Source organism: Ruegeria sp. CDSC081 (assembly GCF_059610485.1).
On the sequence record NZ_JBXWNS010000003.1, the window covers coordinates 23,537 to 41,962 of the forward strand.

The window sequence follows — 18,426 nt, forward strand, 5'->3', positions numbered from 1 at the left end:
AACACAATTTTTTCTGGTCCGACCGCATGAACATCCGATGGGCAACACACATGAACAAAACGTCGCTGCCCATGATTTCAGCGCGGAAACAGCATGTGAGGGCAAGATGACCAAAACACCTGATATGACACGCAATCCTGCAAGTACCCGGCCCGATGCGGGTCAGCGGCAACAGATACGCAAGTGGATCGACAACAAAATGCGCCGCTGGGTCGGGCGCGGCATCGCAGGCAGCCTAAGTTCGGCCTTGCTTGCCCTTCCTGCGTTGGCACAGGCCACGACCGAAGAACTGGACACCTTCCAATTCGCTGATGCGATTCCCGGCGTTAACAGCGCAAAGCTACTGGCAAATGGCGATGTTCTTCTCAAACTGGAAGATGGGCGCACGATTTTGGTCTCGGCAGAGAATGTTCATATCCTGGACGGCGGCTCCATCATGATTGCCGAAGATGCGGCGGCGGAAGTCGCGCAATTCGCACTGGCCGCCGAAGCCGGGGGAGCCGCAGCAGCCGCTGGCGGCGTTAGCGGCGCCGGTGCTGTTTTGGGGGGCCTTGGTCTGGCGGGTGCAGCCGCAGCAGGAGGAGGTGGTGGCGGTGGCGGTGGAGATGACGAGGCTCCGGCGCCCGCTCCAAATTTCCAGAGCCTGAACCTTGCTGGTCTGCAAGCGAACGCATTGAACAGCGCCAGCGCAAACCTGATGGCACCGACCGGAACCACAACGGTCGAGGTGACAATCGGATCACTGACCAAGACGGCAACGCCCAATCCAGATGGCAGTTGGAGTATTTCCCTTACGGCGGTTGAGGCGGCTAGCCTTCCTCAAGGTGTGACAACAGTCACCGTTCGCAACCTGGATGGAACGGGTGAGGAAGTATCGGTCGAAACGGTAAGATTCGATGTGGACACTCTTCCACCGACGGTCAGCATTACGGGCTTTTCGGACGGGGCCATTCTGAATGCCGCCGAGCAAGCGACTGATCTTACAATCTCGGGCACTTCTGACGCCGAGAGAGGTCAAACAGTAACGGTATCTGTAAACGGGCAGACTTATACTGGGACAGTGAATGGCGGCGGCCACTGGAGTGTTACCGTGCCGGCCACAGACCTGGCCGCCCTGCCTGACGGGGTGACCGTTTCAGTGACTGCCGATGTCGACGACCGCGCAGGAAATCCGGCGATACAGACAAGCGCAAGCTTTGACACAGATTTTAGCGCTCCAACGATCACGCTTGATCCGGTCTCTGGCGGTTCGATTGGCCTGGGGGACATCGGCTCTGACCTGATTGTCACCGGGTCGACATCCGCCGCAGACGGGCAGACGGTCACCGTGACTCTCGATGGCCAGACATATACCGGCACCGCATCGGGTGGCACTTGGAGTGTTACCATCCCCAGCGGCGATCTCGGCTCGCTCTCCACCGGAAATCCGGCCTCGGTAAATGTTGTCGTTGACGATGTGGCAGGCAACCCATCGGTCCCGGCCACGGCTTCGGTACCGGTCGATCTGACGGGGCCTTCGGTGAATATCGCGCCATTGTCCGTTGGTGCGGTCCTCAACGCTGCCGAAACCGGGTCTGATCTGACAATCTCTGGCACAACAGGAAACGTTCAGGACGGCCAGGTGGTGACAGTCACCCTGGATGGACAAACCTACACCGGTACAGTCAGCGGCGGCAGTTGGAGCGTCACCGTCCCTGCAAGCGATCTTGCATCGCTGGCAGATGGGGGCGATTTCACGATCACGGCGGATGTGCTTGACACAGACGGCCTATCTGCACCGCAGGCAAGTGTCCCGCTTTCGAAAGATGCCACCGCGCCGACTGTAAGCATCGACAACTTTTCCGACGGCGCTGTCATGAATGCAGCCGAACAGGGCACTGATCTGACAATCTCTGGAACAACGAACGCTGAGGATGGTCAAACCGTAACCGTTTCCATGAATGGGCAGGACTACACCGCAACCGCCTCTGGCGGTACTTGGTCGGCGACCGTCCCGGCGATAGATCTTGCTGCCCTGTCCGATGCAGCAACCGTCAATGTTACCGCAGATGTCTCTGACGCGGCTGGAAACCCTGCCCTGCAGGCCAGCGGCAGTTTCACAACGGATTTCACAGCACCGGCGGTCTCTATCACCGGGTTGTCGGATGGGGCTGTCATGAACGCCGCGGAACAAGGAACCGACCTTACAGTGTCCGGAACCTCTGATGCGGCAGATGGCACGGTTGTGACCGTAGAAATCGTTCGGCAGGACGGCACAGTTGACGTCACCGGCACGGCGACCGTAACGGGCGGGTCCTGGACCTATACCGCCTCAGCCGCGGATTTGGCCGGACTTCAGGATAGCGAAACCTACGATGTCGAGGCATCTGCTTCGGATGCGGCTGGGAACACAACAGCGACATCAACCAGTTTTGACACAGACTTTACCGCGCCATCGGTCACGATCGACCCTCTTTCGGTCGGGTCAGAGCTGGATGTATCCGAAAAAGATAGTGACCTGACGATCACCGGGACAACGGATGCCGCCGACGGGGAAATGGTTACAGTCACACTGAACGGGCAGTCCTATACAGGCACCGCCTCTAGTGGCACCTGGTCAGCAACCGTTCCGTCCGGTGACTTGGGAGCGTTGGCAGACAGCACAACCTTCCAGGTTTCAGCGACGGTTACGGATTCTGCTGGCAATACCTCAACCCCGGCCACCGCGCCGTTAACCACGGATTTTCGGCCCGTCCTGGCAATAGACAACACTGGAACAAACGGCGCCGTTTCATTGGATGACGCGCAAAGTTCGGGTGTGGTTGTCTCTGGCACGTCAATAGGCCTTGCCGCGGGCGAGAGCGTAGATGTGACGTTGAATTCCGTGTCAGTTGGAACCGCTACGGTCGGCGCCGACGGAACCTGGACACTGGCGGTAAGTGCGGCCACCTTTGCATCGGTCGAGGCGGGAGATGATCTGGACTTTGGCGCAGCGGTATCTGTGGCAGGTGGACCCGACCCTTTGCCAGCTACGGATGAAAACACGGCCCATGAACCGGCAGCCTATGTAATTACTGAAGCCCGGCAAAGTGGATCCACGGTCACATTTGAAATCTACGCAGATCCTGATACGGATCTGTCCAGCGGTCTGGCGATCACAGCCGAACTGGGTTTCGATCCCTCAGTGGTGACGTTTGACACCGGATCAGATATCGAGAATGGGGCATTCGATTTGTTCCTGACGAACCCGGTGAGTGGATCAGCCGTCAGTTTTGCTGGCGCGGCGACCACCTATTCCGACCTGTCCCAACCCATCGTCACATTCACGATGACAGTTCTAGATGCCTCTGAACCGATTGTTCTGACGTTGACGACTCCGGATGGTGGTCCATCGGTGCTGCAGATCGGGACGTCAGGCGACGACACATTGATTGCAACCGACATCGACAACGTCATTCGTGGCCAGGACGGCGATGACACAGTGGATGTCTCAGGTGCTGGTCGGGACATTGTCGTGTTCGAGCCGGACCCAACAGCAAATGGCGTTGATACGATCACTGGCTTCACGACTGGACCCGCGACTGACACCGCTGATGCGATCATGTTCAGTGGATTGGATGTCGGCAGCCTGCGCGGCGACGGAACCGGTGTGGAAACGCTTTCAGTAGGGGATGCACTAGGCGCGGACACCGGAGTGGTTGGTTTGACGACAGAGCTGAGCGATCTGACGGCTCAAACCATCGAGACAGCGGTCGAAAGCCTTACCGGCGCCGAAGCAGGTGACGAGATCTATGTCCTGGCTACGGATGGAACTGACAGTGTGCTGGTCAAGGTCGACTATTCCGCATCCGATGCGGCGACAGTCGAAACGGTGGCCCATTTCACCGGATTGGATGACCTCAGCGGGCTTACTGCTGACAATATTCTGCATACCGATCCAACCGGGGCCAGTGCCTGACGCTCGACTACGCTGCCACCCTACGCGGGTGGCAGTACTCTCGATTTTCAAGAGGTAGAAATGGCACAGAATGGCCTAATTCCGATCAATTTCAACCGTCACAGTCATCGGTATTGGAAGCGTTTCACATCTTATGACTTTGCAGCTGAACGCACCGAGAGCGTGATCGTGGAAGAAGAGGTGCTCCAGATTGCAGCCACTTTTCCGATCGTGTTTCGCAGGACCGGCCCAGAAATTGAACCAATTGCGGTATATTCACTTCTTGCTGGTGAACCCTCGCCATTTGTTTCAACAGAAGGGCGTTGGCTGGCCAGCTATATTCCGTCCGAACTGCGTAGTCATCCTTTTACGTGCCGCCGGCTGGATAGCGGCAGCACCTTTCAGCTGGTGGTAGATGAAGGTTCGGGCCTGTTGACCGAAGAGTGCTCTGACAATCCCTTTTTTTCAGCTCCGGATAAGCTCGGCACTGAATTGAAAGAAGTTCAAGACTTCCTGAAAGCGCGCGCAACCTCTCAGATTAGAACTACCGAAATTTGCAAGATGATAGACGCTTTTGGGCTGTTTGAGCCCTTGAGCGACAATTTGGAATTAGGCTCTGCACATAACTGGTTGCAAATCAACTCTGCACGCCTGGAACAGCTATCGGCAAAACGCAAATTGGAACTGGTCGAAACAAAAGGCTTACGCCTGATCTATGGCCATCAGGCTTCATTATCCAATCTCAGATGGCTTTTTCAGGCGCAAAAGCAGATTTCCCAGGCCGGTGCATCTGTAAAATACACCGAAAATTCAGAACTTACCGGTTTCATGAATGCATTCGCCCAAGCCCAAACCGATGACGTAATCTGGCCCTAATGAAGTGTGAATGACAAATGCCCACATGCGGTCGCTTTTTGAGTTTTCTGATTTCTGCTCTCTCTTTCAGCATAGTATCGGCCTGTACCCAGCCACCTGACATTGCCGGGGTCGAGGCTTCTTTTTCGACCGGGGCCGTGGGTTTCCGCACACATGAACCATCTCAGAAACTGATTACCAGTTCCTTTGGCAAGCGTGTACGGCACGCTGTCGAGACCAGCCCCAACCTCGCGCGATCTATGTCCGCGCTGGATGTGGCAGTAGCCAACCACGACGCGGCAAAAGGGGCCTTTCTTCCGCAGGTTTCACTTGGAATCAACGCCAGATCCGAGCGGGTAGACTCGGACACAGCCAACGTGACCCCTTATCTGCGGATCTCACAGCTCGTTTATGACGGGGGGGCCGCGTCCGGTGATTTGACTGCTGCAGAAGCACGGGTTTTTGAAAGTCGCGGCGGCCAGTTATCAACAGCCTCGGCAACCGCTCTGGCTGCGATTGAGGCCTATATAGTGGTCTTGGATTTACGGAAAATCCTGGATATTTCGGTGAAAAATGTGGAAGTCCACCAACAGCTCGTTCAACAAATTTCCGAGAGGGCTGCATTAGGCGCTGGTTCGAACGCCGATGTATTGACAGCGCGGTCGCGGATGGCCGATGCACGGACGCGACTGGCGGATGCAAAAGCCAGAGTGGACCTCGCCGATGCCCGTTTTCGTGAAGTTTTTGGCAGCCCGTCAGGTGATCTGCAACCCCCAGTCGAAGCGCCGACGATCTCACAATCGGATCATAGTATCGTAACGGGAAGCCTGCAGATTCGACGTTCGGAAGCGGCCCTGCTTGCCGCCAAGGCAGAACGTTCTGCCGCTTTGGCACGCCGTCAACCCGGCGTGAATGTTTCGGCATTTGCGGATCGCGATGATAGCAATGACGCAAATTTCGGGGTCGACCTGTCCTTCAATTATGAGCTGGACTCTACTGGACAGCGCCGTGCCGCCATCACCGCGGCTGAAGCCAAAGTTCGCGAAGCGGAATTCGTTCATCAATCCCTAACGCGAGAAATACAAAGAGAGCTGGACACAATTCGCGCTGACCAAATTGCTGGAGCACAACGGCTTAGAGAGGCGCGAATAGCTGCGCAAGCGAATGCTGACAGTGTTGCAGCGGCGCGCGCGCAATTCACAATCGGACGACGCAGTCTGATCGAAATCCTTGACGCACAGCGCGACTATGTGAATGCGCAGGAAAGACTTATCCTAGCCGAACAGAACTATTTCCTGACAGACTACGCAATCCTTAGTTTGACTGGTGACATCCTGGACCTCCTTGGCATTTCAATCAGTTCCGTTGAGGGCTCTCAATGAAACAATTGACACCTGCCTTCGCAACGCCCGAGTTATCGTGCTTTGAAAAATGCCTGATGCACGCTGCGGCCCATCTTGACTGTCCGATCACTTTTGCTGGGATCCTCGCGGCCCAAACAGGCCCGAACGGAGAGCTTACAATCCGCGATTCATTGGAACTGGCACGGCGTGTTGGGGTCCAAGCGGGATACGGAAGAAGGGCTTTGTCAGCTTTTGACAACACTTTGGTTCCTGCGTTGTTGATTCTTGAAGGGGGAAGATACGTTGTGTTTCATGGCCGAACCTCAAATGGTCGGGTTCTGATCTATGATCCAGAGGTTGGTTCGGAAATAGGTGAAATTCAGCAAACCGATCTATCAGATGTCTATACAGGGTTTGCGATCCTGCTGCGGCGCAATCACCGTGAGGATTTAGCTACGGGGTCCAGTTCTGCTTCGGGCCACTGGTTTTGGTCCGCTATGACGGCAAATCGTTGGTCTTACACTCAGGTTGCGCTTGCGGCGGCGTTGGCAAATCTACTTGGTCTATCTACCTCGGTCTTTATCATGGTCGTCTATGACCGTGTTTTGCCAAACGAAGCCACAGAATCTCTGATTGCTTTGACAGCAGGTGTTGGGATCGCGCTACTTTTTGATTTCGCGCTCAAACTCCTGCGGGCAGGATTCATAGATCGGGCTGGCCAGAAAGTAGATATTTCGATGGGCCGTAGAGTCTTTGACCAGGTCCTCAACATTCGCATGAAGGCGCGCACAGGTTCGACAGGGGCCATGGCCAGCACCATTCGTGAATTTGAAACACTCCGTGAGTTTTTCACATCCGCCACCTTGGTGGCAGTCGTGGATCTACCCTTCATAGCATTGTTTGTCTTTGTCATTTACTTGGTCGGTGGCCCACTTGCACTTGTTCCAGCTCTGGCTGTGCCTGTCGTTTTGCTAGCAGGCATCATCGTGCAACCTATACTTTCTCGCCTTGCCGAGAAAAGCTTCACCGATGGTCAATCCAAGCAATCGGTTCTGGTCGAAACTGTATCCGGGTTGGAGACCATAAAAACGACAGCGGCGGCCCGGCCCATGAGGTCGCGGTGGGAGGCTGCCATACAGCTTCAGTCATCACATGGCGCGCGCAGCAGGGCAGTGACTCAATTTGCCTTGAATCTGACCGGATTTACCCAACAGGCCGCTCAGGTCCTTATCGTTTTCTACGGTGTTTTTCTTGTGATGGATGGTCAGGCAAGCATGGGCGCGCTTGTTGCTTCGGTCATGTTGACCGGCCGGGCTCTTGCGCCACTTGGGCAACTGGCACAGACCCTGACACGGGTTAATCAGGCCCGAAATGCCTATCGAAACCTTAATGCCTTGATGCAGGCCGACAGTGAGCGCCCCGAAGGGCGGAGCTGGATCAGTCGCGATCGCTTTGAAGGAAGATTAACCTTCGAAAATATCCAGTTTGCTTATCCCGAAAAACACGACAACGTCTTGTCCGGTGTTTCATTCACCATCTCGCCCGGAGAGAAGGTTGCAATCCTTGGTCCGATCGGCTCGGGGAAAAGCACGGTCGCGCGGCTAATGCTTGGCTTGTACGATCCAGACGCCGGGTCTGTTCAATTGGATGGGGTCGATATCAGACAGATTGATCCAGGTGATTTGCGGCGCAATATCGGCTCTGTTCTGCAAGATATTTGGCTGTTTTCCGGGTCAATCCGCGACAATATCAAAAGCGGCGCAATCAGGCCTAGGGATGAGGACCTGATTTGGGCGGGGCAAGTCGCTGGGGTCGAGGATTTTGTCTCTCGCCATCCCGGAGGCTATGACCAAAATCTGGCAGAGCGCGGTGAGGGATTGTCAGGGGGACAACGGCAGGCCATCGCCCTGGCCAGAGCCTTGATTGGTAAACCTCCGGTTCTTCTTCTGGACGAGCCAACAAGTGCCATGGACGTCAAAACCGAAGCTGAGGTCATTCAGCGACTCAAAAAGGCGACCCCCGACACTACTATGCTGATCGTAACCCATCGAAACAGCCTATTGGAACTTGTCGATAGGGTTATCGTCATAGAGGGCGGCAAAGTACGGGTAGATGGACCAAAAAGCATACTGTCACAGCATTCCGGAAAGCAACGGAGGCATCTGAATGTCGCAGCATCATGACCTAGCCTCGCTTGCCCGGGAAATGCGAGGCGGGTCACCGGTCAGGAGTTCATTGCTTCTCTTGGTAATCCTGACTTTCTTGGTGGCAGCAGCGTTTTGGGCCCATTTCACTGAACTTGATGATGTCACCCGTGTAGAAGGCCGCATCGTGCCGTCGGCGGATGTTCAGATGATTGAAGCTACGGAGTCCGGCATTCTGCAGTCATTGAATGTCCGAGAAGGCGAGGTTGTTGAAAAGGGGAAGTTGCTGATGGAGTTCGATACCACCCAAATCGACAGCAAACTCAGCCAAGAGGAACAGCGTGCATATGGTTTGAGAGCCCGATCCCAGCGCCTGCAAGCTGAGATAGACGGGACCGAGCTGACATTTGATACTATCCTGGTCCAAGGTGCGCCGACTGTTGTTCAGTCTGAGACAGCTCTGTTTCAAGGCCGGCGATCAGAGTTGCAGGCAGAAATCTCAATTCTGATGAGCCAACGGGAACAGCGGTTAAGAGAATACGAAGAAGGGCTTGTCGATACGGTGACCGCGGCCGAGACCTTGAAAGTTCTGGCCGAGGAACGGGCAATCATTACCCCCCTAGTAGAACAGCAGATGGAACCCGCGACGACACTATTGTCATTGCGACGCAGCGAGGCTGAGTGGCAAGGCCGCCGGACCAGGGCTGAAGCCGCTACCAACCGTCTGAAGACAGGATTGGAGGAAATTGATGATCGGGTTCGGGCGACACAAAGCAGGTTTCGAAGTGCGGCTTTGACCGAACTTGCATTGGCAACTGCGGAACTGGCTACTCTGGAACCATCACTGCCAGCCTTACGAAACAGAGCGGAACAGGCACAGATCAGGTCGCCGGTACGCGGCATCGTAAATCGCATTCATCGCACGACCATAGGCGGTATGGCACGGAGCGGTGAGGAACTGATCGAAATTGTACCGCTGGATGAGTCTTTGTTGGTCGAAGCCTATGTCCGCCCTGAAGACATCGCATTTTTGCACCCTGAACAGTTGGTTCGGATCAAGATTACTGCCTATGATTTTGCTCGATACGGGGCCTTGGACGGGCAAATTATCCGTATCGGGGCTGATACCGTGACGCGATCTGAGCGGGACGATGAAGAAGTTTTCGTCGTGGAAATCCGGACCAACCACTCGATGTTGGATGGGAACGGGGTAGCGGTTGAAATTATTCCCGGCATGATTGCCGAGGTGGATATTCTTGCGGGCAAGAAAACCGTTTTGGACTACCTGCTGCAGCCGATTGTCAAAGTCAAAGATCAGGCCCTTCGTGAGTAGTAATTGACCGGGCCAACGCCCATTACTTCTCGATGCCGTTCAGAATCTATGTGGGGCCCCGCCCATTCGGACTGAGCTTAGGATCCCGGAAGCTTGAATTGCTGGTCAAACAGTTGGCGGAACGTCCCGTTATGTTCGATTAGCGCATCAAGGTTGCCTTGTTCGATAACTTCACCGTCTTGAACAACCATAATGGTATCTGCCTGAAGCACAGTCGAAAGCCGGTGTGCGATTACAATGGTTGTTACATTCTCGGTCAACTTGTCCAGCGCAGCCTTAACAAGCGCCTCAGATTCCGCATCCAAAGCACTGGTGGCTTCATCCAAAAGCAAAATCTCGGCATTGCGCAGAATTGCCCGCGCGATCGCCAGACGCTGTTTTTGACCTCCAGAAAGAAACGCGCCGTTTTCGCCTACCTGCGTATCGTACCCATATGGCAGTTGTGAGATGAACACATCAGCATGGGCAGCCTTTGCGGCCTCAATCACCTCTTCATCGGTGGCACCAGGTCGCGCAAAACGAAGGTTCTCCATCACGGTTGTCGAGAACAGGAACGTGTCTTGGCCCACATAGGATATCTTCCGGCGCAAAGAGGCAAAACTCACATCGACAAGATTTTGGCCATCGATTTCGACCTTGCCCTGATCGGGATCATAAAACCGCATGATCAACCCAAAAATCGTGGACTTGCCACCACCGGACTGACCCACCAGAGCTGTCGTCTTGCCTGCCTCGAAGGTCAGGTTCATATCTCGGATTACTTTTTGCTCACCCTGATAGCCGAACGTCACGTTGTTTAGACGGATTTCACCCGGGCCGGATTTCAGCTTTTCAGGGTTCACGCTTTCGACCATCGGGTCTTCCTGATCGAGCAGCTCGAACATCATCCCCACTGGTACCAGGGCCGTTTCAATCACGACCCGCATTTTTGACAGGCGTTTGGCGGGTTCATAAGCCATCAAAAGGGCTGTGATGAATGACATCAGCTGACCTGCCGAAGTCGGTTCGCCGCCGGTAATATCAAGGGTACTGATGATCAGAACACCCGCAATCGCGACACCGGCCAGAAGCTCCATCAACGGGCTGGCAATCGACTGCAATCTGGAAATTGAGTTCGCCCGTTTTTCAACCGACCTGATCGCCCCATTCATACGGTCAGTCATGTTGTCTTCCAAAGCAAAGACCTTGATGACCCGAATGCCCGCAGATGTTTCCTGCAGAACCTTGATGATTTCAGACAGCGCCTTCATTTCTGACTGCATGATCGACCGCACACCTTTGAGGATGTAACGCACACTCAAAAGCGCAACGGGACCCACAAAGAAGAACAGAATTGACAGTACAGGTTCCTGGTAAATCATCACGAAGATGAGGCCGACCAATGTCAGGGCATCACGAACGAAGCTGGTCACCATGACGTCGATAAGCCGCCGCGCGGCCTGAGCGCCATGAGTTACGCGCATAAGAAGGTTGGACGATTCTGTTTCAGCAAAGAAACCAACACCGCGTTTCAGCAGCTTATTGTAAAGCCTTTCCTGTTGCACCGCGATGATCCGGTTGCCCGCACGCGCCAGAAAGATTGACTGGATATAAGAGGCGACAGCCTTACTCAAAAACAAGCCGACGACCGCTGCGGCAATCAGGTAGACTTGCGACTTCATCTCAGGCGTGGTCATCGCATTGACGATGTTCTCCATCATCCATGCGGTTCCCGCAGTTGTTGCTGCGACGACAATCATCGCCACCATGGCAACACCGTACAACCAACCCTGCTTCCGAAGACTTTCACTCAAAAGTCGACCGAGATGGCTGGATCGCCAGTTCGCTAAGGTCTCTTTGATCATTTTACGCTCCAAAACCTTTTCGAATTCGATATCTGATCACGTTTCAACCCAAGTTAGCCTTAGCCAAAGAACCGCGCGGTTGTGTTAGTTATGCCTGACTGTACCGAGAATCCAGTGCCTGCCGACAGATTATCAACACGCGACCGACAATAACGGGGTGGCGACCGCAATATCTACTTTAACGCCCCTACGTTCCGACAGCTTATGAGCCCGTTTCAAACCGAACGCCAGATGCACCCAGCTTCGTCATCATCATCGCCAGGCGACGTCGCCCAAAAAGATGTACCCTGCCCCATAGATGGTTTTAATCAATCGCGGGTTCTTGGGGTCCTCGCCCAGTTTTGTTCGCAATCGGGATATTCGCACGTCCATGGCCCGGTCAAAGCTGTCGCCCGCGCCTCCCCCGAGCGCTTCTTGCATCTGCGACCGGCTGATCAATCGTTTAGGACTATCTAGAAACAGACGTAACACCTCGGCCTCGGCGTGGCTGAACGGCGTTTCTGATCCGGAACCGTCTTCAAGAACATAGCGGTCGAAATACGCGGTCCAGCCGTTGAATTCTGCGATCTCTGACTGAGGCACTGGTGCCCGCGACGATCGAAGCCGCGCCCGGATACGAGCGACCACTTCGGCTGGATCAAAGGGTTTGGTGATGTAGTCATCCGCGCCAAGCTCCAATCCGGTGACACGATCCTGTACCTGTGCCCGCCCCGAAATAATGATGACTGCGGCACCTTGTTCCAAAGCCAGGCGATGAACAAGTGCCAAGCCGTCTGTGTCCGGCAAAGACAGGTCGACCAGACACACATCGGGCACCACTCTTTTCAACGATGCTTCAAATTCACGAGCACGGGAAAAACTTTGAGTGCGGAACCCCGCCTCTTCCAGTGTGTCGGTCAGGATACGACGTATCTCAGGCTCATCATCTAAGATGGTTACCAGCGGTTGGTTCATCATGCGGCCTCATTTCGGATTAAGGCAGTAAGCTGCGCTTGTGTGAACGGTTTGCGCAGAACTGGTGCCAAAGCCAGTGCCTGACGATGCAGCGGGTCGGAATAAGGCAGCGATGTCATTAGAATGCACGGCAAGGAAGGGTTCACTTTCTGCAAAAGGTCAAGCCCTGTCTCTGGTCCTTCCAGCCGAATGTCGGACAATATCAATGCGATGTCTTCGATCTGGTTCACCAATGAAAGCGCCTCATCGGTTGAGGTCGCCTCAATCACGGTGAACCCCATCTCCACAAGCATATCACGGAAATTCCGACGAAGTTGGCTGCTGTCTTCAACCAACAGAACCAGTCCTTCCAGCGCAGGCGGCGCGGCGCGGTATGGTAACCGAAGAACCACCATGGCGCCGCTTGGTGTATTGCGCAGGCTCAGATTTCCACCGGTCAGTTTGACCGTATCGTAAACCATGGGCAAACCCAAACCCGATCCCTTGTCACCCTTTGTGGTGAAGAATGGATTGAGTGCCTTGCCAAGCGCTTCTTCCGAAAAGCCCGGCCCTGTGTCCGAGACGGAAATCTCGACCCAGGTTCCACCAATCGTATGCGCGCTGATCGTGATCTGACCTGTTTCTCCGCAGGCATCTCGCGCATTTAGCACCAGATTCAGGATTGCGTCCTGCATCATCCCCTGATCCAGCATAAGTGCCACATCCGGCAATGTATTCACGACCGAAAGCCCCATGCCACGCGGCAGTGACGGCGTGGCGAGAATACGCAAATCCTCTAGCAGAGCACGCATATCCGTGGCTTTGGGTTGCGGCGTTCGGTTACCGGTCATGCCTGCTATGCGGTTCAGCAACTGCCCGCCACGTTTAGCAGTCTGGCGCGTGGCGGCCACCAGCTTTTGTGCGCCTTCCGGCAGGTCCATTTTATCAAGCTTGGCCTGCATCCCCAGTATAATTGTCAGCAAGTTTGAGAAATCATGCGCAAGACCGCTTGTCATTTGCGCCGCCATTTCCCGGCGGCGTGTTTGTTGCAGGGCCACACGGGCTTGCGTTTCTTCAGTGATGTCGACTGACATCACATAGACACCGCCTTCGCTGTCGGGCGTGAACGAAACACGGATTCGACGTGAATCCTGACCCTCTGTGAATTCAAATACCGTGGCTTCCCCGTCGTAGGCCCGGTTCAGGTTCTGTTCGATCCGCGCAAATGCGGCCGGTCCCAAAGCGTCAGAAATATGCATCCCAAGAATCTCAGAGGGTCGGCCGGGCAAAACCGAACTGAGCTTGCGATTGGAATAATCGTACCGCCCATCGGCATCCAGATGCGCAATATGCGCTGGCATCATTTCGGTTGTCATCCGGGTGCGGGCTTCGATTTCGGTTAACTGACGTTTTGCCTCTTCCAAAGCCGAAATGGTCGACGCTAGCTTTCGGTTGGTCGCCGCCATTTCCTCGGCCCGGGTCAACAATTCGTCCGACAATTCTTCGGAACGCGCCCGCAATAGCGCTTCGGCCTGTTTGGTATCTGTGATGTCGGTATAGACCGTTACCCATCCGCCGTTGGGCAGCGGTGCACCCTCGACCGAGATCACTTGCCCATTCGCCCTGACGCGCTCAATATAGTGCGGTTCAAAAGTGAGGGCCTGACTGACCCTATGTGCGACGATGTCCTCGACAACCTCATCATGGCCATACTCGCCGGTGCTCGCCAGAAAATGTATTGTGTCACGGAACAACGCACCCGGCCGGACCAGATCATCCGGAAGGTCGAACATCACCTGAAAAGGCCGGTTGCAAAGCACCAGCCGCAACTGACTGTCGTAGATCGACAACGCCTGACCGATCAGATTCAGCCCAGCTGTCGTCATTGCCTTTATCTGGTTATCTGTGATGTTCAATCTGCCCCCTCTCTGAAGCTATGCGTAACATCAGATTGATCGCAGGTGTAGCAGAGACAGGGCAACATTCCCGACTAATGCCTGAGCTTGGATTTTGGCCCCTCTTTGGTGATGGAATGCAGGGAAAGCGTATGGTCCATATTTCGCATACGGTGCCGCAGCATCTCGCGCCCCAACCTGGCCAGGTCTGTTGCGTATTCCGGGTTGCTCGCCACGTTTTCCATTTCGCCGCGACGCAGGTGGTCAAACAAAAGCGGTGGCAGGTTTGCCGCAAACTCGACCAGCGTAAACCGTTCGTCACGCAAGATGGACAGGCATGAATCGCTACTACCCGTTCCCAATTCCTGTTGCCAAAGGGTTGGATTTTCCGGCTCGGCAAAGTCAAGCTCGCTGAAAGAAAAGCTTCGCCAATCCTTGGGTCCCTGCCCCTGCAGAAACGGCATCAAAGACCGCCCATCCATAGAATTCGGGATACTCTGGCCCACCCAATCCAAAATGGTTGGCGTGATGTCAATCGACTCGGTCGGTGCCGTCACCACGGCTCCGGCCTGCGCCTGATTGCCTGGCATCCGGATCAGTAAAGGCGTGTGATAAGCTGCGTCATAGACGGTCATCTTACCCCAGCTATGTCGATCACCCAGCATTTCACCGTGGTCAGCTGTGATTACGATCAATGTCTCATCATATTGATTGCTGTCCTTGAGAAACTGGACAACGCGGCCGATATGATAATCGACCTCTGTTGCAAGACCCAGATAAACAGAGCGCAGCGCCTGAATATTGGCCGTGGAGGGTTGCACCTCATCAAAACCCAAAACGAAATCCGAAGCCGAATACCGCGCCATCGTTGGTCCAAAAAACGGGTGTATTGCCTGTTCATCTTCTGGGCTGACATGACCAACCGGCCCCGGCAACGCGACGGGATCGTACATATCGTTATAGGGAGCGGGTGCGACCAAAGGAGGATGAGGCCGGATATAGGTCAGATGCGCAAACCAGCTTTGGTCGCCGAAGGCCGCGATACTGTCCAGAAAAGCATTGGTCAAAAAGGCGGTGTCGCTGTCTTCGGCGCAGTACACCGCCGGGTCGTTCAATTTGGATGGCTCACCTGAGGTTGAAACAGGTTTGTGCAGATCCCAGTATGTGTCGAACCTATAACCTTTTTTCAGCAGGTCAGCGCGCCAGGGATAAGATTCTTCAAGCCGCATTTCCACGACCTCTTCAAACCCCTCCATGGGACGTTCGTAAGATTTCAGGATCGGGTCATTGGCATCGTAAACCCGTGGGTCAGCCGAGGTGTCGGTATACCCGTAGAGCAAGGGCAGATATCCCGCCTTACGCATCTCGGTTGCGATGTTTGGCGTGTCGTGCCGCAAAGGCGTTCCATTGCGAACCGATCTATGATTCATCGCATATTGCCCGGTCAGGATGGACGCACGCGACGGGCCACAAGGGTTAGTAACCGAGAAATGGCGCTTAAACGTTACGGCCTCGTCCATAAAAGCGCGCAAATTAGGCAAATTGACATGCTCGGCCAGCGCGCCGGTCAGACAATCTGCACGAAGCTGGTCAATCACGACAAACAAGACATTTCCGCGCTGCCGCATTCCCTGCCCCCGATTCCACCAAATAGGTCTCAGGGGCAGACTGTGTCGCGGTTCCGCCGCTTGCGCAACAGATTAGTCCAGCTCGTATTTTGTCTCGTAATTCTCCCTAAGCGCGGGATCCTGATCTTCCTTACGCAACAGGCAGTTCCCGATGGACAGGACCTCGATATCCGTTCCCATGAAACAGCGGAACGCATCGGTGGGCGTGCACACAATCGGTTCGCCGCGCACATTGAATGAAGTGTTCACCACCAAAGAGCATCCGGTCAGTTCTTTGAACTTTGAAATCAGCGCGTGATAGGCTGGGTTGGTCTCTTGGTGGACTGTCTGGATACGGGCAGAATAATCAACATGGGTCACAGCAGGGATGTCAGATCGTTTGACGTTCAGTTTTTCAATCCCGAACAGAGCATCTTCTTCCTCGGTCATCTTGCGCCGGATTTTTTCCTGCACATCCGCCACGATCAACATGTAAGGGCTATCGCCATCCAGTTCGAACCAATCGGCTACGTCTTCGCGCAGAACGGATGGGGCAAATGGGCGGAAGCTTTCGCGATACTTGACCTTCAGGTTCAGCGTTTTCTGCATCGAAGCTGACCGTGGATCGCCCAGAATGGAGCGGGCACCCAACGCGCGCGGCCCGAATTCCATCCGCCCCTGGAACCAACCAACGGCCTTCCCGTCAGCCAGCGCCTGCGCCGTCTGGTCAATCAACTCACCATTTTCATAGGTGGAAAACTTCGCACCGGCCGCCGCCAGTTCTTGCGCTATGTCGTCATCTTCATAACGCGGACCAAGATAGGCCCCCAGCATCTGATCACCCGAGGTCACTTGCCGCGGCTGCGCTAGCTCTTGATGCCAGGCCGCATAGGCAGCACCCAGCGCCCCGCCCGCATCACCCGCTGCGGGCTGCACCCAAACATTGTCGAAGGCGCCATCGCGAAGGATTTTGCCATTCGCGACACAGTTCAGAGCAACGCCTCCGGCCATGCAGAGGTTGCGTATACCATGCTCTTTCGCCAGGTCCCGAGTGATCCGCAGCATGATCTCTTCGGTCACGGCCTGAACCGAGGCGGCAATATCCATATGGAACTGCGTCAGCTGGTCGGTTTCGGCTTTTCGAACCGGTTGGTCGAACAGCTCTTCCATCGCTTTGCTCGTCATGGTCAGACCAGCTGTATAATTGAAATACTTCTGGTTCAGGCGGAACGAACCGTCCTCTTTCAGGTCGACAAGATGTTCAAGAATCAGATCCTTGTATTTGGGGTCGCCATAGGGCGCCAAGCCCATGACCTTGTATTCACCAGAATTCACCTTGAACCCGGTGTAATAGGTGAATGCAGAATACAGCAGACCCAGCGAATGCGGGAAATGCAGCTCTTTCACCATGGTCAGCTCGTTACCGCGACCAATACCCACGGTGGTGGTTGCCCATTCTCCGACTCCATCGACAGTCAGCACGACCGCGTCTTCGAAGGGCGAAGGATAGAACGCACTGGCCGCGTGACTGATGTGGTGCTCGGCGAACAGCAGTTTTTCGAGATCGAATTCCGGGTCGATTTTGCGAAGCTGCTTTGCAAGCAGATCCTTGAGAAATAGCTTCTCTCGCAGCCAGACCGGCATTGCCATGCGGAAGGAATTGAACCCGCGTGGCGCCACCGCAATGTAAGTCTCGATCAACCGTTCGAATTTTAGAAACGGTTTGTCGTAGAAAACCACATTGTCGACGTCTTCAAGCGCAACCCCCGATTCGGCCAGCACGTAATTGATGGCTTCTACCGGAAATCCGGGGTCGTGTTTGCGCCGTGTAAAACGCTCTTCCTGCGCGGCCGCAACGATCTTGCCGTCGCAAAGCAACGCCGCTGCGCTGTCGTGATACAGCGCCGAAATACCTAAAATGTATGCCATGTGATCAGAACAACGTGTAGACGAAAGGTGCAATCGCCGAGCCTTGGCTCAACACGATCAATCCACCAAACACACCCAAAACGATCAGAATGGGCAACAGCCAGAATTTCTTTCTGACTTTCATAAATGACCAGAGCTCGGATACGAATGTCACGCCTGGTACTCCCTTGTTAAAATTGCTGTTTCATGCTGCCGGGCTGCTCTTCACGAACAATCCAGTAGCTATCTGATGAACTGTCCAGTTTCTGTGACAGCAGGTCTTTTCCCAACAGGCGCGTAACCAGCCCAAACGGGACAAACGTAGTGATAAACACCAAAAACATGACGATTGGGGCCACAATCGCACCCAAAAGCATGCCGAGTTTGAACCAAAGCCGGTTCGGCACCTTCAGAGTAGCGGGTGCAAAAACTGTCAAAGCCAGAATAACCCCAGCGATAACCATTGGGATCAGGCGCACCGACCCTCCGCCCCACAAGGGCCAAAGAGCGATAATTATGAAGACAGCGGTGAAGACGTAACCAAAGCCCCGTTCGGACCCAATTTCGACTTCTACCTTCGCGTGATGATCAGACATTGAACACAACCATAATAACCAAACAAAAAACCTGCGCAAAGAATAACACTAC

The 18,426-nt window shown here is 54.6% G+C and carries 12 protein-coding genes; 5 read left to right on the top strand and 7 right to left on the bottom strand.

Annotated elements, in window-relative coordinates:
* Positions 1–106: 106 nt before the first annotated feature.
* From AC2FH9_RS05730 to AC2FH9_RS05750, 5 genes are all read left to right on the top strand, one after another.
* Positions 107–3,937 carry a beta strand repeat-containing protein gene (locus tag AC2FH9_RS05730; protein ID WP_496871044.1) on the top strand — a complete coding sequence of 1,277 codons (3,831 nt, stop codon included), beginning with the start codon at positions 107–109 and terminating at the stop codon, positions 3,935–3,937.
* 60 nt (positions 3,938–3,997) lie between these two features.
* Entirely contained in the window at positions 3,998–4,792 is a 795-nt protein-coding gene (locus AC2FH9_RS05735) for a SapC family protein (RefSeq protein WP_496871045.1), read from the top strand.
* Between the two features lie 137 nt (positions 4,793–4,929).
* Positions 4,930–6,153: a TolC family protein gene (locus AC2FH9_RS05740; protein ID WP_496871046.1), complete on the top strand. Its 1,224-nt coding sequence runs from the start codon at positions 4,930–4,932 to the stop codon at positions 6,151–6,153.
* Positions 6,150–8,297, top strand: a complete 2,148-nt coding sequence (locus AC2FH9_RS05745; RefSeq protein ID WP_496871047.1) for a type I secretion system permease/ATPase — start codon at positions 6,150–6,152, stop codon at positions 8,295–8,297. Before AC2FH9_RS05740 ends, AC2FH9_RS05745 begins: the two co-directional genes overlap by 4 nt.
* A 22-nt stretch (positions 8,298–8,319) precedes the next feature.
* Positions 8,320–9,591: an HlyD family type I secretion periplasmic adaptor subunit gene (locus AC2FH9_RS05750; RefSeq protein ID WP_496871177.1), complete on the top strand. Its 1,272-nt coding sequence runs from the start codon at positions 8,320–8,322 to the stop codon at positions 9,589–9,591.
* 77 nt (positions 9,592–9,668) lie between these two features.
* On the opposite strand, the gene AC2FH9_RS05755 is transcribed toward AC2FH9_RS05750, so the two are convergent.
* The 7 genes from AC2FH9_RS05755 to AC2FH9_RS05785 form a co-directional block, all read right to left on the bottom strand.
* Positions 9,669–11,435: an ABC transporter ATP-binding protein gene (locus tag AC2FH9_RS05755; RefSeq protein WP_496698356.1), complete on the bottom strand. Its 1,767-nt coding sequence runs from the start codon at positions 11,433–11,435 to the stop codon at positions 9,669–9,671.
* Positions 11,436–11,687: 252 nt separating this feature from the next.
* Complete coding sequence (locus AC2FH9_RS05760) at positions 11,688–12,389, bottom strand: response regulator transcription factor (protein ID WP_496698399.1); 702 nt, start codon at positions 12,387–12,389, stop codon at positions 11,688–11,690.
* Positions 12,389–14,254 carry a PAS-domain containing protein gene (locus tag AC2FH9_RS05765; RefSeq protein WP_496871048.1) on the bottom strand — a complete coding sequence of 622 codons (1,866 nt, stop codon included), beginning with the start codon at positions 14,252–14,254 and terminating at the stop codon, positions 12,389–12,391. The genes AC2FH9_RS05760 and AC2FH9_RS05765 overlap by 1 nt, the downstream gene beginning before the upstream one ends.
* Before the next feature lie 104 nt (positions 14,255–14,358).
* On the bottom strand, positions 14,359–15,891 hold the full coding sequence (locus tag AC2FH9_RS05770; protein WP_496871049.1) for a sulfatase-like hydrolase/transferase: 1,533 nt from the start codon (positions 15,889–15,891) through the stop codon (positions 14,359–14,361).
* Positions 15,892–15,963: 72 nt separating this feature from the next.
* Positions 15,964–17,799, bottom strand: a complete 1,836-nt coding sequence (locus AC2FH9_RS05775) for a carbamoyltransferase family protein (RefSeq protein WP_142636420.1) — start codon at positions 17,797–17,799, stop codon at positions 15,964–15,966.
* Between the two features lie 4 nt (positions 17,800–17,803).
* Positions 17,804–17,953 (bottom strand): DUF5989 family protein, encoded by a 150-nt coding sequence (locus tag AC2FH9_RS05780; RefSeq protein ID WP_142636421.1) that lies wholly within the window; start codon positions 17,951–17,953, stop codon positions 17,804–17,806.
* A 16-nt stretch (positions 17,954–17,969) separates the two neighbouring features.
* Positions 17,970–18,374, bottom strand: a complete 405-nt coding sequence (locus AC2FH9_RS05785; protein ID WP_142636423.1) for an SxtJ family membrane protein — start codon at positions 18,372–18,374, stop codon at positions 17,970–17,972.
* Between the last annotated feature and the right edge of the window lie 52 nt (positions 18,375–18,426).